Here is a 17,515-nt window from a genome sequence, read left to right as displayed (position 1 = left end):
GTAGCGGGGTCGGTCAGCGCTTGCTGGCCGCCTTCTTCGCCGGCGACTTCTTGGCCGCCGTGCTCTTGCTCGCCGACGCGGTGGTCTTCTTCGCCGCCGTCGACCGGGTCGCCGCGGTGGTCTTCTTCGCCGCGGTGGTCTTCTTGCCGGCGGCCGTCTTGGTCGCCGCGGTGGTCTTGCTCGCCTTGGCCGGGGCGGTCTTCTTGCTGGCAGCCGTCTTGGTCGCCGCCGTGGTCTTGCTCGCCTTGGCCGGGGCGGTCTTCTTGCTGGCAGCCGTCTTGGTCGCCGCGGTGCTCTTGCTCGCCTTGGCCGCGGTGGTCTTCTTGCTGGCGGCCGTGGTCGCCTTCGTGCCCGCCGCCTTGGCCGTGGTGGTGCCGGTGGTGGCCTTCTTCGTCGCCACCGTGGCCTTCGGCACCTTGCCGCTGGCCACCATCTCCTTGAACCCGGCGCCGGGGCGGAAGGTCGGGACTGACGTCTTCTTGACCTTCACCGCCTCGCCGGTACGCGGGTTGCGCGCTGTTCGTGCGCCACGCACACGCTTTTCGAATGCTCCGAATCCGGTGATCGCCACCTTCTCGCCCTTGGTGACCGCCGCCTGGACCTCGGTGAGGACCGCGTCGAGCGCGGCCGTCGCCATCTTCCGGTCCCCCAGGCGAACGGCGAGCGCCTCGATGAGCTCGGCCTTGTTCACGACTTCCTCCCGATTGTGCAACTGACTCGACGCGAGCCATTCTGCGCGCACGGTATGCCCTGTGCTGCCGAGACACAAACATTCGGTAGAAAAAAGGCCTTGTGTCGTAACGGATTCACCCCCACCGGTCGGCCCGATGGGGGTGAAATCCGCTCTCCGCCGAGGTGTACGGCTATGCCACCGAGGGCAGGAACGGCAGTCGACGCGCCTCGTACGAGTCGATGTCGGCGGCATGCCGGAGGGTGAGTCCAATGTCGTCGAGGCCCTCCAGCAGCCGCCACCGGCTGAAGTCGTCCAGCGGGAAGGACCAGCTGGCGTCTGCGGCGGAGAGCTGCCGGGCGGTCAGGTCGACGGTCACCTGCGTGGTCGGATCGGCCTCGACCAGAGCCCACAACTCTTCTACGGCTTTCAATTCCAACTCGACCGGCAACAGACCTTCCTTGAGGGCGTTGCCGCGAAAGATGTCACCGAAGCGGGGTGCCACGACTGCCCGGAAGCCCCAGTCCCGCAGCGCCCAGACGGCGTGCTCCCGGGACGAGCCGGTGCCGAACTCGGGACCGGCGATGAGGATCGACGCCCCGGAATAGTTTTCATCGTTGAGCACGAATTTCGGATCTTCCCGCCAGGCGCTGAACAGCCCGTCGGCGAAACCCGTCCGGGTCACCCGCTTGAGGTACACGGCCGGGATGATCTGATCGGTGTCCACGTTGGACCGGCGCAGCGGCACGGCGGTGCCGGTGTGGGTGGTGAACTTCTCCATCTCCTCGGTCCCCTTCTACAGGTCGGCGGGTGCGGCCAGCCGGCCGACCACTGCGGTGGCGGCGGCCACCGGCGGCGAGACCAGGTGGGTGCGCCCACCCCGGCCCTGACGGCCCTCGAAGTTGCGGTTCGAGGTGGAGGCGGAGCGCTCGCCCGGCTTCAGCGTGTCGGGGTTCATCCCCAGACACATGGAGCACCCGGCGAACCGCCACTCGGCCCCGGCGTCGGCGAAGACCTTGTCCAGGCCCTCCGCCTCGGCCGCCTCCCGTACGGCGGCGGAGCCGGGCACCACGAGCATCCGGACGCCGTCGGCGACCCGGTGACCCCGCAGCACGTCGGCGGCGGCCCGGAGGTCCTCCAGCCGGCCGTTGGTGCAGGAGCCCACGAAGACCACGTCGATCGGCAGCTCCCGCAGCGGCGTGCCGGGGCGCAGTTCCATGTACTCCAGGGCGCGCCGAGCGGCGGCACGCTCCGCGTCGGTGCTGAACTCCTCCGGGTCCGGCACCGGCGCGCTCAGCGGCGCACCCTGCCCGGGGTTGGTGCCCCAGGTGACGAACGGCGTGATCCGGCTGGCGTCCAGGGTGACCTCGGCGTCGAAACGCGCGCCCTCGTCGGTGGGCAGCGTCCGCCACCACGCCACGGCCGCGTCCCAGTCCGCGCCCTGCGGCGCGTTCGGACGCCCCTTGAGGTACGCGAATGTCGTCTCGTCCGGCGCGATCATGCCGGCCTTGGCGCCCCACTCGATGGACATGTTGGCGATGGTCATCCGCCCCTCCATGGAGAGGGCCCGGATCGCCTCGCCGCGGTACTCCACGATGTGCCCGCGTCCGCCGCCGGTGCCGACCTGGGTGATCAGCGCGAGCACCAGATCCTTGGCGGTGACACCGGGGGCGAGCTGGCCGGTGACGTTCACGGCCATCGTCTTCGGCCGGCTCTGCGGCAGTGTCTGGGTGGCCAGGACGTGCTCCACCTCGCTGGTCCCGATCCCGAAGGCGAGCGCGCCGAAGGCGCCGTGGGTGGCGGTGTGCGAGTCGCCGCAGACGATGGTCATGCCCGGCTGGGTGAGACCGAGCTGCGGGCCGATCACGTGCACGATGCCCTGGTTGTCGTCGCCGAGCGCGTGCAACCGCACCCCGAATTCGGCGCAGTTGCGGCGCAGCGTCTCGATCTGCGTACGCGACGTGGGGTCCGCGATGGTGAGCAGGTCACCACGGCGGAGGCGGAACGCCGGGTCGGCGTACCCGGTCGGGGTGTTGTGGTCCTCGGTCGCGAGGGTCAGGTCGGTACGACGCACCCGGCGCCCGGCGAGCCGCAGCCCGTCGAACGCCTGCGGGCTGGTCACCTCGTGCAGCAGGTGCAGGTCGATGAAGAGCAGGTCCGGCTCACCGGCGGCGGACCGTACGACGTGCGCGTCCCAGACCTTCTCGGCCAGGGTCCTCGGCTCAGGAGTGACTCCCACCATCTGGACATCCTAAATTCTGGGAGGTAAATTTCGGCTTGTGGGACACAGTATGAGCGGTGTCGGCGTTCTCGACAAGGCGGTGGTCATCCTGGCCGCCTGTGTCGACGGCGCCAGCCTGGCCGAACTCGTTGAACGCACCAAGCTGCCCCGAGCCACCGCACACCGGCTGGCCCAGGCCCTGGAGATTCACCGGATGCTGGTCCGGGACACCCAGGGCAGGTGGCGACCCGGCCCCCGCCTGGGCGAACTGGCGAACGCCGCACCGGACGTGCTGCTGACCGCCGCCGAGCCCCTGCTGGCCGCGCTGCGCGACGCCACCGGCGAGAGCGCCCAGCTCTACCTGCGCCGCGCCGACGAGCGGATCTGCGTGGCCGCGGCGGAACGCGCCAGCGGCCTGCGGGACACCGTGCCGGTCGGTTCGGTGCTGCCGATGACCGCCGGTTCCGCGGCGCAGATCCTGCTCGCCTGGGAGCCGCCGGAGGCGGTGATGCCGCTGCTGCCCCGGAGCAAGTTCACCGGCCGCACCCTCGCCGAGGTACGCCGCCGCGGCTGGGCGCAGAGCGTCGCCGAACGCGAGGCGGGAGTGGCGAGCGTCTCCGCCCCGATCCGCGACCGCACCGGCCGCGTGATCGCCTCGGTCAGCATCTCCGGCCCGATCGAACGCCTCGGCCGCCGCCCCGGCGAACGCCACGCCATGGCAGTGGTAAGAGCCGGCCAACGCCTATCCGGCCTCTAACCCCCCGCCCCCCTCCCCCCGCCCCGGCCCCCTCCCCCCGCCCACTCCCGGTTGATCATGAAGTCGTGGCCACGACACGCCGACGCGGATGGCAATAACTTCATGATCAACGGGGCGAGGGAGGGCGGGGCGCAGGGAGGGCGGGGCGCAGGGAGGGTGGGGCGGGGGTGGGATGGCGAAAGCCCGTCCTGCCGGGGGCGGGACGGGCTTTCGGGGTGTAGCCCCGACCGGATTCGAACCGGCGCTACCGCCTTGAGAGGGCGGCGTCCTGGGCCGCTAGACGACGGGGCCAGAACTTTTCCGTTCACCACCCTCGCGGGCGGTGCGACTGTAGTCTAGCGGCACTGTCAGGTGGCCCGAGCGCGGGGTACCTGGGGCTGCGGCGGGCCACCCGTAGCACCACCGAGGCGCATGCGGACGGAGAACAACAGCCCGCTCAAGACCGACAACGACAACAGCCCGTTCACGACGGACAACGACAACAGCCCGCCTCAACAGGTGAGACGGGCTGTGCGCGGTGTAGCCCCGACCGGATTCGAACCGGCGCTACCGCCTTGAGAGGGCGGCGTCCTGGGCCGCTAGACGACGGGGCCAGAACTGTTTCGCTCCCCCACCCTGACGGGCGGAGGAGCTGCACTCTACCAGAGATCATCTCTCCGCCCCGTCGGGGCGGAGTCGAACTCCGTCAGAATCCAGCGTCCGGAACTCTCGCGAATTCCAGCAGCGCTGGGGTACCAGGACTCGAACCTAGACTAACTGAACCAGAATCAGTCGGGCTGCCAATTACCCCATACCCCATTGGCCCCTTGCGGCGCCGGGAGTGAACTTTACCCTCCCGGTGCCGGCAGGCCAAATCCGATCCCCCCGAACCACCCTTGAGCTGCGGAAACAGGGGCACCGGACGGATCAGGCGACGGGCACCACCGGGTTGGTGAGCTCGCCGATGCCCTCGATCCGCACGGTGACCGTATCCCCCTCGAGCAGCGGGCTAACCCCGGCCGGAGTGCCGGTGAGAACGACATCGCCGGGCAGCAGCGTCATCACGTGCGAGATGTACGACACCAGGCCCGGCACGTCGAAGACCATGTCCTTCGTCCGGCCCAGCTGGCGTACCTCCATCTCCTCCGGGTTACGACCCACCTCGCACCGGATCTCCAGGTCGGAGACGTCCAGCCCGGTGGTGATCCACGGGCCGATCGGGCAGAACGAGTCGAAGCCCTTGGCCCGGGTCCACTGCCCGTCCGAGCGCTGGAGGTCCCGCGCGGTCACGTCGTTGGCGCAGGTGTAGCCGAAGATGGCGCGCTCGGCGGCGGCCCGGTCCGCGCGGCGGGCGCCGGGTGCGCCGATCACGACCGCCAACTCGGCCTCGTGCTCGACCTGCTTGGAGAAGATCGGCAACCGGATGGCGTCGCGGGGGCCGATCACCGAGGTGGACGGCTTGAGGAAGAGCAGCGGCTCCTTGGGGACCTCGTTGCCGAGCTCGGCGGCGTGGTCGGCGTAGTTACGGCCGACACAGACCACCTTGCTGGGCAGGATCGGGGAGAGCAGCCGGACGTCGGAGAGGGCCCAGCGGGCCCCGGTGAAGGAGAGCTTGCCGAACGGGTGGCCCTCGATCTCGGCGATGGTCAGGCCCTGCGGCCCGGCCTCCGGTTCGCCTTCGACGGCACCGAACGACATTCCCTTGGCATGGGCGAAACGAGCGATACGCACCCGGCCAATCTAGCTCCGCCAGCGCCGCGACCGGCCAGGACCGGCCCGTGGATGTGCGCAACGCGGCACCGCGCGGCAGCTTACCGGAGCCGGAGGTGACCGGGGCCGGCTTCCCGACTTCGTACCCGCACGGACGCGACGGGCCCCTAGCGTCGGCTCCGGAGGTTCGTTCGTATGCCTGCATCGACACGACACCACAGAGCCCTCGCAGTGTTCGTGCACTGCCTCGGCATCCTCGCCGCCGTACCGGCCCTGCCGGCGACGGCCCCGGAGGCGGCCGCCGCGCCACGCCCACCAGCCGCCACGCCGCGCCCGGCGGCGACCACGCCGGAAGCGACGGCGACCACACCGCCACCGACGGCCGGCCCGGCGGCCGCGCCGCGACCGGTGGCGGTGGTCACCCGCACGGCCGAGCCCACCCCGCCGTCGGCCCCACCGGCGATGGCGCCGCCCAGCCGGGCACCGGCGAAGCCGCCGCCGCAGCAGGTCACGGTGGCGGTCGCCCCGGAGAGCAGCCCCGCGCCGAGGTACCGGATCCAGGTCCGCAACGTGGGCAACGCCCCGGTGGACACGACAGTCCGCCAGGAGCTACCACCCGGGTCGTCCCCGACCGCGATCAGCGCCGGCGGCCGATCCACCCGGGCGGGCACCTCCACCACCGAGGTCACCTGGCGGCTGCGGCTGCCCGCGCACAGCACCACCACCCTGGGCACCGCGCTCGCGGCGACCGCGCCGGGCCGGCCCCTGACCGCGCCGACCTGCGCGTTCACCAGTGACGGCAGCCGGCCGTACGACTGCGCCACCGCCACCTGGCAGGCGGCGGCGGCACCGGCGGCCGAGGTCACCGAGGCGCCGCCCTGGCGCCGCTATCCGGTGCTGCTCGCCGGGCTGGCCGTCCTGCTGCTGGTCAGCGCCGCGGTGGTGTGGCTGTGGCGACGGCGGCGCGGACGCGGGCGACGGCTGACGGCCGCCGCCCTGAGCACCGGCGACGGGAAACGCGGAACCGTCTATCCCCGTCCGTCGGCGCCGCCGGCGGCGCGGCGTCGGCGTACCCCGCCGGTCTGGTTGTTGGTGGGCGCCGCGGTCGCGGTGCTGGCCGGCGTCGTCGGCACCGCCGGTTGGACGGCCACCCGGCAGGTCGCCGGCATCGACACGCAGAAGCAGCCGACCAACGGCGCGTGGATGGGGACCGGGGTGAGCGGGCCGGTGGGGGTGCCGCTGCGCGAGTCGGCCTTCGAGTTCACCGTGTACCGGATGACCTGCGGCGCGCCCGACCCGACCGGCGGCACCGCGGCGCCGGCCAGGGGCCAGCGCTGCCAGGCCACCGTGGGCGTGCGCAACGTCACCGGCGAGCACCAGCCGTGGCACAGCGAGCTGCAACGGGCGTACCTGCCCGGCGGGCGCTGGGTGAGCACCGACGAGACGGCCACCCGCGCGGCCAACCTCGGGCGGGACGTCTTCGCCGACCCGATGGCGGCGGGCAGCCGGGTGGTTCTTCCACTGGTGTTCACCGTCGACGGACGGGACCCGCCCCGACAGTTGGAGCTGCGCAGCGGGGTGTTCTCGGCCGGCGTCCGGGTGCAGATGCCCTGATCGGCGGGCGGGGCGGCGGTCGTACCCTTGGGTGCGTGACCGCCGCCCTCGCCCCCGCCGTGCTCGACGCGGCGCAGTGGCGGGCCCGCCGGCTGGCCCACGAGGAGCGGGTGGACGTCTGGCTCACCCCGCACCTTTCGCGCCGTCGCCGTGGTGAACGGCATCCGGTGGCCGACTTCCTGTTCACCTACTACTCGCACCGCCCGGCCCAGCTGCGCCGGTGGCATCCGGGCGCGGGGGTCGAGCTGCGCGACGCCGCCACCGCCGAGTTCGGCCGGGACTACCGCGCCACCGCCGCCGGGGTCACCCTCGACACCGCTGGGGTACGCGCGCGGCGCGGCGAGTCCATCGCGTGGATCCGCTCGCTGTTGCTGGCGACGGGTGGGCGGGCGCCGCACTTCGGTTGTTTCGGGATGCACGAGTGGGCGATGGTCTACCGGCAGACGCAGGAGGAGCTGCGCCACAACGCGTGGCCGCTGCGACTGAGCGCGGAGCGGACCGCCGCCGTCGTCGAGGACCGGGGCGTACGGTGCAGCCACTTCGACGCGTTCCGGTTCTTCACCCCGCCGGCCCGTCCGCTGAACGTGCTCACGCCGACCCGGGAGACGCAGCACGCGAACGAGCAGCCGGGTTGCTTACACGCCAACATGGATCTCTACAAGTGGGCGTACAAGCTGTCGCCGTTGGTCCCCTCGGAGCTGGTGGCCGACGCGTTCGACCTGGCCCGGGAGATCCGCACGTTGGACATGCGGGCCAGCCCGTACGACCTGGCGGCGCTGGGCTACCCACCGGTGCGGGTGGAGACCCCGGAGGGACGCGCCGAGTACGCGGCGGCGCAGCGCGGGTTCGCCGAGCGGGCCGCGGTGCTGCGCGAGCGGCTGCTGGCCGCGGTACCGGCCTGACCCGGAGAGGTCAGCTCGGGGCGCGGGTGCGCAGCCCGTCGATCAGCAGGTCGACCACCGCCGTCAGGTCGTCGGCGAGCCCTGGCTCGTCCCATTCGGTGCGGTGGGCCGGGTGGTGGAAGCGGGCGGTGGCCTGGAGGATCGCCCGACCGGCGACCGCCGGATCGGCCACGCCGAACTCGCCGGCCGCCACCCCGTCCGCCACGATCACGCTGAGCTGGCCGGCGAGCACCTCGAGGTGGGTGGCGACCGCCCCCTCGGAGAGCGTGGCGAGCTGGTGGAAGTTGTCGAACAGCTCCGGGTCCTCCCGGGCCATCCGCCGCTTGGTGCCGCTCAGCTCGGCCAGCCACCGGCGCAGCCGCTCCGGCGCGGAGGCGGAACCGGTGGCCACGCCGATCAGGGGGGTGGACACCCGGGCCAGCCAGCGCTCGGCGACCGCCTCGCGCAGAGCGGCCTTGCTGGCGAAGTGCCGGTAGACGCTGCCGTGGCTGACGCTCAGGGCACGGGCGACGTCCAACACCGTGGCCTTGGCCGGCCCGTAGCGGCGCAGCACCTCCTCGGCGGTGTCCAGGATGCGGTCGGCCGTCAGGGCGGTGGTGTCGCTCATGAGCCCAGCCTTCCTGACCGGGCCGCCGACCGTGGCGCGACCCCCGGCCGACGGTCGCGCCACGGCACCGCGGTCATGCCCGCTCGCTGTCCAGGAACGCCATCTGCGCCTCGTCGTAGCGGGAGCCGGCTGCCGCCCCGGACGGGACGGCGGCCTCGATCGCGGCGAGGTCGGCCTCGGTCAGGGTGACCTCCGCCGCGCCGAGCGCCTCGGTCAGCCGCTCCCGGCGGCGGGCGCCGATCAGCGGCACGATGTCCCCGCCCCGGGACAGCACCCAGGCGATGGCGATCTGCGCCACTGTGACGCCACGCGCCTCGGCGACGGTGCGCAGCGCGTCCACCAGGGCGAGGTTGCGGTCCAGGTTCGCACCGGCGAACCGGGGCAGGTGGCTGCGGAAGTCGGTGGAGTCGGTCTCCCGCTGCGGTGTCCAGTGGCCGCTGATCAGGCCCCGGGACAGCACCCCGTACGCGGTGACGCCGACGCCCAGCTCGCGGGCGGTGGGCAGGATCGCGGCCTCGGGGTCCCGGGAGATCAACGAGTATTCGAGCTGGAGATCGGCGACGGGGTGCACGGCGTGCGCGCGGCGCAGGGTCTCCGCGCTCACCTCGGACAGGCCGATGTGCCGGATGTGACCGGCCTTGACCAGGTCGGCCAGGGTGCCCATCACGTCCTCGACCGGCACGTCCGGCGCGAGCCGGGCCGGGCGGTAGATGTCGACGTGATCGGTGCCGAGCCGGCGCAGCGTGTACGCCAGGAAGTTCTTGATCGCGACGGGTCGGACGTCGTTGCCGTTCCAGCCGCCCTCGCTGTCACGCAGCGCGCCGAACTTGACGCTGATCACCGCGTTGTCGCGGTTGCGGCCGCGCAGCGCGTCGCGCAGCAGCATCTCGTTGTGGCCCATCCCGTAGAAGTCGCCGGTGTCGAGCAACGTGATACCGGCGTCGAGCGCGGCGTGGATGGTGGCGATGCTCTCCGCCTCGTCGGCGGCGCCGTAGAGGTCGGACATGCCCATCAGGCCGAGGCCGAGCGCGGAGACGGTGGGGCCGGTGGTGCCGAGGGTGCGGTTGTTCATGATGTCGTCCTTCCCTGGGTGACGACACCAACGTACATCATCTGGCTAACAGATTCCAGATTTTGTCAGCACCGAGCGACGGGACGCGATCCGACACGGCGCTGACTACGGCATCCATCCGGCGACCGGGGGGCGGGTGGCGTACACGTAGTAGGGCACCCAGGGGCGGGGGTCGTCGGGGCGGGTCTTGATCGTGTAACCGGCCTCCTGCAGCAGCTCGACCACCTCCTTGAAGGTGCGTTGCCACTCGCACCCGGGTCGGTCCGCCCGGAAGTCGTGACAGGAGACGACGAGCCGGCGAACCCGCTTCAGCGCGCCCGATGCGCCACGGAGCGCGGGAAGCTCGGCACCCTCGATGTTCATCTTCAGGAGATCGACGCGTTCGATGCCCAGACTGGTGAACAGCTCCTCAAGAGTGCGCCCCGTCACTGCGACCGAGTGCGCCAGATCCGTTGTCAGCCCGTTGCTGATGTGCCCTTCCTGGTCGTCGTCGAGGTGGACCGTGCCCGGCTCCTCGACCAACGCGCACTCCACCGGCACCACGTTCGTCAGGCCGTTCAGCTGTATCGAGCGGCGCAGGCAGCCGAAGGTCCGTGGGTGTGCCTCGATCGCGACCACCTTTCCGCTGGGCCCGACGAGCCGGGAGAAGAGCCGGACCTCACCGCCGACCCCCGCGCCGCAGTCGACAACCGTGTCGCCCGGCTGGATCCGGTAGTCGTGGAGCGAGTAGTCCTCGGCTTCCCGATCCTGTTGCTCCGGAGTGATCGGGCAGAGGTAGGTGTTCACCACGGTGCCGCTCGGGTAGCGGTGGATCCATTCGCCGTCGACGTACCGCACCCGGCAACGGGTCCGGTGCAGCGCGGACAGATAGGCCGAGCCGACCCGAGCCGTCAGTGCCGGACTGACACCACCAGTCAGCAGGTTCGCCACTCGCCGTCTTATCGTCATCGGTTCCACTCCGTCGCTGATCGTGGGCACGCCGGGGCCTGCGGTCCTGGCGGGCCTCGCACAGGTAGCAACGACCCTCGAACTGCTGCCGTTACGGTTCCCCAGCCGATCAAGCCTCGTGCAGAGGCGTGGACTACTCGCCGTCGACGCGGCGGTCGCGTTTGCGCTGGGACTGGCGCTTCTTCTCGGCCAGCCGGCGCTCCTTGGCCCCGCGCGACGGACGGGTCGCACGACGGGGCGGCGGTGGCGGCGCGGCGGCCTCCCGCAGCAGCGCGGCCATCCGTTCCCGGGCCGCCTCCCGGTTGGCCAACTGCGCGCGGTGCTCACTGGCGGCGATCGTCAGCACCCCGTCGACGAGCCGGTTGGCCAGCCGGGCCAACGCCCGCGCGCGCAGCGACTCCGGTACGCCCGGAGAGTTGGCCAGGTCGTAGCTCAGCTCGACCCGGGAGTCGGCGGTGTTCACGCCCTGCCCGCCCGGCCCGGACGAGCGGGAGAAGCGCTCCCGCAGCTCCCCGGCGGGGACGACCCACCGGTCGGTCACCCGCAGTCCGTCGTCCACGTCCCGAGGCTAACCCGGAACGAGCCGTCCGGGTCACCGGTGCGGCTGCCCGCTCCCGCCCGGCGACTGGCTGGGCGCCGGACCGGCGGTCTCCTCGTCGGCGCCGACCGCCGCGTACGCCACCGCGCCGAAGAGCAACAGCGCGATCACCACGGCCTTCACGGTGACCCCGCGGATCAGCGACCAGGCGCCCCGACGAGCGCCGGGCACCGATCTCTTGACCGTCTGGTAGTCGTTCCACCCGCGTCGTGCCCGCGCGTACGCCGACCCCACCGCACACCCGATGACGAGGCCCACCAGCAGGAGGACCACGAGAAGAGGACGCTCCACCTCCGCCAGTATCCAGACCGCCGGCGATATTTCCATAATTCGATCCCGCCGCGCCGGATATCCGACAGAGCCGGCGGCACGGGCCGTCCGGGCAGGTCAGCCGCCCTTGCCGATGATCGTGTCGGCAGTCTGCTGCACCTGCTCGATCGGGATGGCGAACCCGATGCCGATCGACCCGTTGCCGTCGATGGTGGCGATGGCGGTGTTCACGCCGACCACCTCGCCCCGCGCGTTGACCAGTGGCCCACCGGAGTTGCCGGGGTTGATGGACGCGTCGGTCTGCACCGCGGTGTGCCGGTTGTTGCCCAGCCGCACCTCGCGGTCCAGCGCGCTGACGATGCCCGCCGTCACCGTCCCGGCCAGACCGAGCGGCGACCCGACCGCGAGCACCGGTTCACCGACCCGGGTTCCACCCGGCTTGGCCAGCGGCAACGGGGTGAGGCCGGCCGACGCCGGCACCTTCAGCACCGCCAGGTCGCTGCGCGGCTCCCGGCCGACCACCTCGGCGGCGAACCGCCGGCCGTCGGGCAGTTCCACTGTCACCGGCCCACCGCCGCCCTTGGCCAGGATGTGGTCGTTGGTGATCAGGTGCTGCTGGTCGTCCACCGCGAAGCCGGAGCCGGTCGCGGACCCGCTCGTCGTACCGCCGGTCAGCACCGACACCACCCCGGGCACGGTCCGCTCGGCAGCGGTGACCAACTCGGCCGGCACCGGGGCGGCGGACGCGGCGGCCGGTCCGGCACCGCCGTCCCGGGAGGCCACCACGCCGCCGGCGAGCGCGCCCGAAACGGCGGAGACCGCCACCACGGCCAGCACGGCGAGCAGCCGTCGCGGCCGTTGCCCGCCCGGGTCGCGGTCCGGCGCGTCCCACCACCCGCGCCCGTCCGGACCGAGTTCCGGGGAGATGAACCAGGGACCACGCGGCTCGCCCAGTCCGGTCTGCACTGCCATGCGTACTCCTCACTGTCGACATCGGCGCGGCGGTCAGGGCAGTCGGGAGAACCACCGCATCGAACCGGCGGCGGCGCCCATCGCGAACACCAGTCCGAGGCCGATGAACCGGGCCGACACGTCCTGCCGCTCGGTGCGGTAGCCCACCGAGCTGCCGATGTCGTCGTAGACGGCGCGCAGCTCGTCGGTCGTGCTGGCCTCGTGGAACATTCCGCCGGTCTCCTCGGCGACCTCCCTGAGGGTCTGCCCGTCGACGGGCACCTGGATGGGCCGACCACCCCGGTCGACGAACCCGTTCGGCGTCCCGAAGGAGATCGAGTGCACCGGCACCTCCGCCGACACCGCCTCCGTCGCCGCCTCCATCGGGTCCATCCCGGCGGTGTTGGCGCCGTCGGAGAGCAGGATGATCCGGGCCGGCGGCGGTTCCTTCGCGGCCGCGCTGTCCAGACTCTTCACCGCGCCGAGCGAGGTGTTGATCGCCTCACCGATAGCGGTGCCCTGCACGCCGGTGATCCCCTCGGCGAGCCGGCCGATCCCCTCGTCGAGGGCGTCCCGGTCGGTGCCCGGCGGCACCAGGACGGCAGCGCTGCCGGCGAACGCGACGAGTCCCACGTTGAACTCGTCGGGCAGCCCTTCGGCGAAGCGGCGGGCCGCCTGCTTTGCCGCGCCCAACCGGTCCGGCTCGACGTCGGTGGCGAGCATCGACGTGGACACGTCCACCGCCACCATCACCGTGGCGCGTTCGCGGGGCACCCGCACCTCGGCGCTGGGCCGGGCGAAGCCGACCACGAGCAGGGCCAGCATGGCGAGGAAGAGCCCGGCCGGCACGTGCCGACGCCAGGCGGGCCGATCCGGCGCCACCCGGTCGAGCAGTCGCAGGTTGGTGAAACGCACCGCGTACCGGCTGCGCCGCCGTTGTAGCACCAAATAGGCGACGACGAGGGCGAGCACGCCGAGCAGCAACCAGAGTCGCAGCGGCGACTGCCAGCTCACGCCACACCTCCCCGGGGCTGGCCGACCGGCGCCGCGGCCAGCCGACGCTGGGCGTGCACGTGCCGGACGATGTCCGCGCTCCAGTCCCCGTCGGTGCGCAGCGGCAGGTGGGTGGCCCCGCTGCGGCGCACCGACTGCCGCACCTGCGTGCGCTGGGCGGCGGCGGCCTCGGCGTACCGCTCGCGCAGCCGACGGTCCGATGTGCACACCTCGCGGTGGCGGCCGGTCTCCGGGTCGACGAGCGTGATCAGGCCGACATCCGGTAGCTCCAGCTCACGCGGGTCGGTGACCTCGATGGCCAGCACCTGGTGCCGGGCGGCCAGCCGACGCAGGGTCCGCTCCCAGGGCGCGGGCTGACCGGGGTCGTCGGGCAGCCCGTCGAGGAAGTCGGAGACCACCACCACCAGACCGCGCCGGGTCGCCACCCGGTGCAGCGCGTCGAGGCCGTCCGCCAGGTCCGGCGACGCGACAGCCGGGCCGCGCCCCGGCCGGTCGGTGGGCGCGGTGGCCCGGGGGGCGGCGAGCAGCGTGCGGAGCAGGGCGAGCAGATGGGTACGCCCACTGCGCGCCGGGAAGCGGCGTACCCCGTCGACGCGCAGCACCTGGGCGCCGAGGCGGTTGCCGACTCCCGCGGTCAGGAAACCGACCGCCGCGACCGCGGCCACCGCCAGCTCCCGTTTGTCCAGCTCGGCAGTGCCGAACTCCATGCTGGCGCTGCCGTCCACCAGCAGCCAGGTGGTCAGCTCCCGGTCGGCGTCGACCTGGCGGACGTGCGGCACCGCGGTACGGGCGGTGACCGCCCAGTCCATCCGCCGCACCTCGTCCTCGCCCGGCCGGTACTCGCGGCTGCCGGACGGTTCGCTGCCCGGACCGGGGAGCAGGCCCCGGTACTGGCCGTGCAGCAGCCCGTTGAGCCGGCGCGTGACGGTCAGCTCCAGGCGACGCAGGCGCTGGTCCGGGGCCAGCTCGGCGAGGCCGGGGTCGGCGGGCGCCGTGGCCGCGCGCCTCATGCCGCCGCCAGGTCGGACGCCGGCTGAGGTTGCCCGTTGGCCAGCCGTGGCGGTGGTACCGCCTCCACCAGTCGTCGTACCACGTGCTCGGCCGAGACCCCGTCGGCGACCGCGTCGAAGGAGAGCACCAGCCGGTGGGCGAGGACGTCGACGGCCAACTCCCTGATGTCCTCGGGCAGCACGTACTCCCGCCCGCGCAGCAGTGCCTGCGCCCGGGCCGCCGCGACCAGGCCGAGGGTGGCGCGCGGGCTGGCGCCGTACGCCAACAGCGGTGCGATCTCCGGCAGCCCGAACCGGCCCGGGTCACGGGTGGCGAGGATCAGCCGCACCACGTACTCGGCGAGCGCGTGGTGCACGAAGACCCGTTCGGCCTGCGCCTGGAGGTCGCGCAGCCGTTGCGGGTCGAGCACCTGGCGAGGGCTCGGCCGGTCGGTGCTCATCCGGTAGAGAATGGACAACTCGTCGGCGTCGCTGGGGTAGTCCACCAGAACCTTCATCAGGAACCGGTCGCGCTGCGCCTCCGGGAGCTGGTAGACCCCCTCGGACTCGATCGGGTTCTGGGTGGCCAGCACCAGGAAGGGTTCGGGGATCGGCCAGCTGCGGCCGCCGATCGAGACCTGCCGCTCGGCCATCGCCTCCAGCAGCGCCGACTGGACCTTCGCCGGCGCCCTGTTGATCTCGTCGGCGAGCACCAGGTTGGCCATGATCGGGCCCAACTCGATGTCGAAGGTCTCCTTGGAGGCCCGGTAGATCCGGGTGCCAACGATGTCGGAGGGCACCAGGTCCGGGGTGAACTGGATCCGGGAGAAGGTGCCGCCGACCACTGTCGCGAGGGTCTGCGCGGCGAGTGTCTTGGCCACCCCGGGTACCCCTTCGAGGAGGCAGTGCCCGTTGGCGACCAGGGCGATGAGCAGGCGTTCGACGAGGCGATCCTGCCCGACGATCACGCGTTTGACCTCGAAGAGGGTCTGCTCCAGCTCGATGCCGCTCGGTTCCGGATCGACCGGGCTGGGCATGCTGGCCAGGGTGTCCGAGATGTCCGTCACGGTCCTTGCTTCCCGGGCACCCGCCGGGCAAACGTCGGATTGTGCGGCACGGACCGCACCGGAGTGGCCGGATCGGGGACGAGCCGCGCGCAAGAGTGACGAGCGGCGCGGGTCGGCCCGAGCCGGGACGACCCGACCATCGCGGGCGCTTTTCGACAGACGGCAGGGTACGGCCCCCGCGCACGGGACGCGGGGGCCGCAACCGGTTCGGTCAGGGAGTGTGGGTGAGCAGGGTGAAGCCCAGGTCGGCAGGGGTTCCGGCCGAGTTGCGGGTCTGCACGAAGACCGCGTTGGGCGTGCTGAGCCGTGGCGCGACAGAGACCTCGCCGGCCGGTGGGATGCAGCAGGAGCCGGCGTACGAGATGGTCGCCAGGAAGGCGCCGGCCGAGACGTTGTAGCCGAACACCACCTCGTACTGGCCGGCGCCGTACTTGATCACGGTGCCGGTGCCGCGCGCCTTGGTGCCGTTGGCGTTGACGACGGTGAAGACGTTGGTGGCCGCCAACGTGGTGGCTCCACCCGCCTGCAACGCGGCCCTCGCCGTACGCGCCGACTCGGCGGTGACCGGCGGCTGGTTGCCCGTGTCGCGGGCCGCCGGTTGGACGGCCCCCTGCGGCGCCTTCGCCGACGGCTGGGCGACAGCGATGCCCCCACCGGCCAGACTGAGCGCCAGGACGGCGAAGGTGATCGCCGCCGCCTTACGTCGGAAGGATGTGCTCATGACAGGTCCCCCTTGTGTGACCGGGTGAATTCGGCCGACCCGCGGGGCGGGACGGATGGCTGCCCAGAAATAGGCGAGCGACGACAACAAAGCGGGGAAAGTCGGCTGCCCCACCCCCGGTTTGGGTCGAATTGTTAACGACCAACACCGCATCTGAGCTGGTATTACTACTCAGAGTTGCGTCGTTTTAGCCAGATGGAACGTAGCACCAGAAAAAGCGGAGAGTCAATAGTTGATCTCACTTTTCCAAGCTGTCAGGCAACCGTCAGATAATTGTGAAATGTGAACCCCTGACCATTCACGAAATGGTTTCGCCGGGCCGACTAGGATTGCCGTCATGATCGTCGATGTGCGGTCCGTGCGGAGCGCCCGGCTCGGCACGGCGCTCTGCTGGCTGGCCGTCGCGCCCACCGCCCTCTGGGCCGCCGTCCGGCTGATCGGCCTCGACCGGGGGCCCCTGGTGCAGGCGCTCGCCTTCACGCCGTACGCCGCGGGGGTCGGCGTGCTGACCCTGCTCCTCGCGCTCGCCCTGCGGCGCTGGTGGCCGGCGGCGCTCGCGGCCCTCTCGGCGGTGGCACTGCTCGGCGTCGTCGCGCCGCGGGCGGTGGCCGCCAGCCAGCCGGCCGCCGACGGGCCGACAGTGCGGCTGCTCACCGCCAACCTGCTCGCCGGCGGCGCCGACGCGCGGACGCTGGTGGAGTTGGTGCGGCGGCACGACGTGGACGTGCTCACCGTGCAGGAGTTCACGCCGGACGCGCAGTCCGCCCTGGACCGCCTCGGCCTCGACCGGCTACTGCCCCACCGGCAGCTCAACGCCGAGGTCGGCACCCCCGGCTCCGGGCTCTACTCCCGATGGCCCCTCAGCGACGTCGGCCTGCGGCACAACCTGAACGGTTGGGGTTTCACCCAGGCGTACGGGACGGTCAGCGTCCCGGGCGGGCCCCCGGTACGGGTCGAGTCGGCCCACCCGTCGGCGCCGTACGCGCTGGACCAGGTCGGCGCCTGGCGGGCGGACCTGACCGCGCAACCACCGGCCACGCCGGACGGCGGCCTGCGCATCCTCGCCGGGGACTTCAACGCGACCCTCGACCACAGTCCACTACGGGCCCTTCTGGCCACCGGCTACGTCGACGCCGCCGACGCCGCCGGGGAGGGCCTGACCGGCACCTGGGGTCCGTACGACGGCGACCTCATCCCCCCGGTCACCATCGACCACGTGCTCGTCGACAGACGCATCGCGGTGCGCTCGGTACGCGTCCTCCCCCTCCCCAACACCGACCACCGCCCCGTCCTGGCCACCCTGACCCTCCCCTGACCCACCCCGCGCCCCGTCCCCGCGCCCTCCCGCGCCCCGTCCCCGCGCTCTCCCGCGCTCCCCCGCGCTCTCCCGCGCTCTCCCGCGCTCTCCCGCGCGATCTTGCACTT

Annotated in this window: 18 protein-coding genes and 3 tRNA genes; 4 read left to right on the top strand and 17 right to left on the bottom strand. The window is 72.2% G+C overall.

What is annotated here, in order from left to right; genetic code table 11:
* Positions 1-13: 13 nt before the first annotated feature.
* The 3 genes from O7634_RS16175 to leuC form a co-directional block, all read right to left on the bottom strand.
* Complete coding sequence (locus O7634_RS16175) at positions 14-691, bottom strand: HU family DNA-binding protein (RefSeq protein ID WP_347404259.1); 678 nt, start codon at positions 689-691, stop codon at positions 14-16.
* Between the two features lie 172 nt (positions 692-863).
* The gene (leuD, locus tag O7634_RS16170; protein WP_278150953.1) at positions 864-1,451 is read right to left on the bottom strand and encodes a 3-isopropylmalate dehydratase small subunit; all 588 of its coding nucleotides are present in this window, start codon (positions 1,449-1,451) and stop codon (positions 864-866) included.
* A gap of 15 nt (positions 1,452-1,466) precedes the next feature.
* Positions 1,467-2,912 carry a 3-isopropylmalate dehydratase large subunit gene (gene leuC, locus O7634_RS16165; RefSeq protein ID WP_278150952.1) on the bottom strand — a complete coding sequence of 482 codons (1,446 nt, stop codon included), beginning with the start codon at positions 2,910-2,912 and terminating at the stop codon, positions 1,467-1,469.
* Between the two features lie 49 nt (positions 2,913-2,961).
* Here leuC and O7634_RS16160 point away from each other — a divergent pair, with 49 nt between their 5' ends.
* Positions 2,962-3,648, top strand: coding sequence for an IclR family transcriptional regulator (locus O7634_RS16160; protein WP_007456408.1), 687 nt, complete (start codon positions 2,962-2,964; stop codon positions 3,646-3,648).
* A 218-nt stretch (positions 3,649-3,866) separates the two neighbouring features.
* On the opposite strand, the gene O7634_RS16155 is transcribed toward O7634_RS16160, so the two are convergent.
* The 4 genes from O7634_RS16155 to O7634_RS16140 form a co-directional block, all read right to left on the bottom strand.
* Positions 3,867-3,939, bottom strand: a tRNA-Glu gene (locus tag O7634_RS16155).
* A 229-nt stretch (positions 3,940-4,168) separates the two neighbouring features.
* Positions 4,169-4,241: transfer RNA gene (locus tag O7634_RS16150), tRNA-Glu, on the bottom strand.
* Between the two features lie 133 nt (positions 4,242-4,374).
* Positions 4,375-4,446: transfer RNA gene (locus O7634_RS16145), tRNA-Gln, on the bottom strand.
* Between the two features lie 108 nt (positions 4,447-4,554).
* Positions 4,555-5,358 carry a fumarylacetoacetate hydrolase family protein gene (locus tag O7634_RS16140; RefSeq protein WP_278150951.1) on the bottom strand — a complete coding sequence of 268 codons (804 nt, stop codon included), beginning with the start codon at positions 5,356-5,358 and terminating at the stop codon, positions 4,555-4,557.
* A gap of 174 nt (positions 5,359-5,532) precedes the next feature.
* On the opposite strand from O7634_RS16140, the gene O7634_RS16135 reads away from it, so the two are divergent.
* Positions 5,533-6,951 carry a hypothetical protein gene (locus O7634_RS16135; RefSeq protein WP_278150950.1) on the top strand — a complete coding sequence of 473 codons (1,419 nt, stop codon included), beginning with the start codon at positions 5,533-5,535 and terminating at the stop codon, positions 6,949-6,951.
* A 35-nt stretch (positions 6,952-6,986) separates the two neighbouring features.
* Positions 6,987-7,853 (top strand): 3-methyladenine DNA glycosylase, encoded by an 867-nt coding sequence (locus tag O7634_RS16130; protein ID WP_278150949.1) that lies wholly within the window; start codon positions 6,987-6,989, stop codon positions 7,851-7,853.
* A gap of 10 nt (positions 7,854-7,863) precedes the next feature.
* Here O7634_RS16130 and O7634_RS16125 read toward each other — a convergent pair whose 3' ends face one another.
* From O7634_RS16125 to O7634_RS16080, 10 genes are all read right to left on the bottom strand, one after another.
* Positions 7,864-8,460: a TetR family transcriptional regulator gene (locus O7634_RS16125; protein WP_278150948.1), complete on the bottom strand. Its 597-nt coding sequence runs from the start codon at positions 8,458-8,460 to the stop codon at positions 7,864-7,866.
* Between the two features lie 73 nt (positions 8,461-8,533).
* The gene (locus O7634_RS16120) at positions 8,534-9,532 is read right to left on the bottom strand and encodes an aldo/keto reductase (RefSeq protein ID WP_278150947.1); all 999 of its coding nucleotides are present in this window, start codon (positions 9,530-9,532) and stop codon (positions 8,534-8,536) included.
* Positions 9,533-9,637: 105 nt separating this feature from the next.
* Complete coding sequence (locus O7634_RS16115; RefSeq protein ID WP_278150946.1) at positions 9,638-10,480, bottom strand: FkbM family methyltransferase; 843 nt, start codon at positions 10,478-10,480, stop codon at positions 9,638-9,640.
* Positions 10,481-10,613: 133 nt separating this feature from the next.
* On the bottom strand, positions 10,614-11,039 hold the full coding sequence (gene arfB / locus O7634_RS16110) for an alternative ribosome rescue aminoacyl-tRNA hydrolase ArfB (RefSeq protein ID WP_278150945.1): 426 nt from the start codon (positions 11,037-11,039) through the stop codon (positions 10,614-10,616).
* Between the two features lie 33 nt (positions 11,040-11,072).
* Positions 11,073-11,369 carry a hypothetical protein gene (locus tag O7634_RS16105; protein ID WP_278150944.1) on the bottom strand — a complete coding sequence of 99 codons (297 nt, stop codon included), beginning with the start codon at positions 11,367-11,369 and terminating at the stop codon, positions 11,073-11,075.
* 96 nt (positions 11,370-11,465) lie between these two features.
* Positions 11,466-12,320 (bottom strand): trypsin-like peptidase domain-containing protein, encoded by an 855-nt coding sequence (locus O7634_RS16100; protein ID WP_278150943.1) that lies wholly within the window; start codon positions 12,318-12,320, stop codon positions 11,466-11,468.
* 33 nt (positions 12,321-12,353) lie between these two features.
* Entirely contained in the window at positions 12,354-13,313 is a 960-nt protein-coding gene (locus tag O7634_RS16095; protein ID WP_278150942.1) for a VWA domain-containing protein, read from the bottom strand.
* A complete protein-coding gene (locus tag O7634_RS16090) occupies positions 13,310-14,323 on the bottom strand; it encodes a DUF58 domain-containing protein (RefSeq protein ID WP_278150941.1) in 1,014 nt (337 codons plus the stop codon). The genes O7634_RS16095 and O7634_RS16090 overlap by 4 nt, the downstream gene beginning before the upstream one ends.
* Entirely contained in the window at positions 14,320-15,369 is a 1,050-nt protein-coding gene (locus O7634_RS16085) for a MoxR family ATPase (protein WP_278150940.1), read from the bottom strand. The genes O7634_RS16090 and O7634_RS16085 overlap by 4 nt, the downstream gene beginning before the upstream one ends.
* A gap of 211 nt (positions 15,370-15,580) precedes the next feature.
* A complete protein-coding gene (locus tag O7634_RS16080) occupies positions 15,581-16,090 on the bottom strand; it encodes a hypothetical protein (RefSeq protein ID WP_278150939.1) in 510 nt (169 codons plus the stop codon).
* A gap of 337 nt (positions 16,091-16,427) precedes the next feature.
* Here O7634_RS16080 and O7634_RS16075 point away from each other — a divergent pair, with 337 nt between their 5' ends.
* Positions 16,428-17,405 carry an endonuclease/exonuclease/phosphatase family protein gene (locus tag O7634_RS16075; RefSeq protein ID WP_278150938.1) on the top strand — a complete coding sequence of 326 codons (978 nt, stop codon included), beginning with the start codon at positions 16,428-16,430 and terminating at the stop codon, positions 17,403-17,405.
* Positions 17,406-17,515 lie beyond the last annotated feature (110 nt).

Origin of the sequence: Micromonospora sp. WMMD1120, from assembly GCF_029626235.1 — a bacterium.
Taxonomy (GTDB): domain Bacteria; phylum Actinomycetota; class Actinomycetes; order Mycobacteriales; family Micromonosporaceae; genus Micromonospora.
The sequence above is the reverse complement of the archived record's forward strand: the minus strand, read 5'-3'. Positions and strand labels throughout refer to the sequence as shown.